The sequence below is a fragment of the Vibrio sp. 10N.222.55.B11 genome (assembly GCF_041473705.1).
Lineage (GTDB): Bacteria > Pseudomonadota > Gammaproteobacteria > Enterobacterales > Vibrionaceae > Vibrio > Vibrio crassostreae_C.
The window spans coordinates 1-1,368 of the sequence record NZ_JBFRST010000053.1; the positions used below are offsets into that span (position 1 = coordinate 1).

1 protein-coding gene is annotated in these 1,368 nt (G+C 46.6%); it reads left to right on the forward strand.

Annotation, left to right across the window (positions count from 1 at the left end):
- The first annotated feature begins 787 nt into the window (after nucleotides 1–787).
- On the forward strand, nucleotides 788–1,171 hold the full coding sequence (locus tag AB4503_RS18835) for a hypothetical protein (protein WP_076678492.1): 384 nt from the start codon (nucleotides 788–790) through the stop codon (nucleotides 1,169–1,171).
- The last annotated feature ends 197 nt before the right edge of the window (nucleotides 1,172–1,368 follow it).

Below are 1,368 nucleotides of genomic sequence, written 5' to 3' on the forward strand. Positions count from 1 at the left end.
ATGGTCACGATACTCTAAAGCGTGGGTGCGTAAACTGACGCCCAACGCGGTCTTTGTGACAAAAAGACTCATTACTTTATTCGATTAAAACCGAATGAGATGCCTCTTAGCCTGGAGGCCTTAGTTTCCTTGGTGATTTCCTTGAACGCTGTGGTCGCGCTAAAAGAAGTTGAGCCAAAGGCTCGACCGCAAGCGGTCGTCTAGCTGGCTCTCAGGAGGACTGTAGGCCCATTGACTCGATGCTTGATTGTATTGCAGTGTATTGATGTCAATTTGTGGTTGCGTGGCTGATAGGGCTTAATTGACGAGTTTTTTATGATGATAGTTTAAAGCGGATTTGAAGCACAGCGTCGTGATAAGGGCTTAACTTGGGCGTTACCCTTCGGGCAAGGCTTTTCGCTTGTATCTTTTATCTATGGCCTAAGAGTGACATCACCCTGGTGAGTCACTGCGTGCCGCCCCAGGATGTGCCTCTCTACAGCCCCTATCTAAAAGGATATCGCTGCAATCCTGAACGCACTCCTCTCACTGCGTTCGCTACGCCTCGTCGTACCTCCTCGTTGCTTTCCCTACCTTTGAATAAGTTCGAGTAAGGCTTGTTTTCTTATGCGCCGATTTCCTTTCACTCGCATCATTTACGGGCTCGCAGGCTGTTAACCGTCTCTCCCCACAACCTGATTTGCAAGGGTAAATGAACGCTGCGCGCCCTTGCAAAGCAGAACGATGGTGAGAGAGCGGACAGCCAAGCGGCTCCGAAAAGTGATACTCAAACAAAAGGAAAATCCTCATGGCGCAACAAAATTCAAACCTAACTCTCTCTAATTCAAATTCAGTGACCAGCGTTTCGCCGCTGGAGCACGAAAGCTCACCAAAAAATGATATCTCTAAGCGCGTGCACCCAGTAGGGCTAAGTCGTGATGTTGTCCTATCAGGAACAACCTCTGTGGAAAATATTATCGTGATTGCCGCTCATGTAAAAGCAAGAGCCAGGCATTCCAGTGTTTGGCTAGAACTGACGGTTTTATTCCCAGAAACAGAACTCAATAAGCCGTACTGGGGGCAAGGCATTGCGAGAGGTCATGTGATTACTGAGACGAATAAAGTAGGGCTGAATAGTCGTGCTGTCGTCATGGGGTGGGTGACAGATAGCCATCAATATATCGAAGTATAAAGACTTGATACCCCTTAGTTATAAAATGGAGACTTAAATAATGAAATATCTCTCACACTATATTCAAGACAAACAAACTCAGGCTTTTAATGAGGCAGGGGCGTTCTTTGCTTTTTCTAATCAACAGTTCGATGAGGAAAAAAAAGAGGGCGTGAAATACGCGTCGCTAGGTATGGGGGCTTTGTTTCCTAAATCAG

Coding starts and splice junctions, on each gene's coding strand:
- AB4503_RS18835 (WP_076678492.1), top strand. CDS start 788: ATGGCGCAACAAAATTCAAACCTAACTCTCTCTAATTCAAATTCAGTG.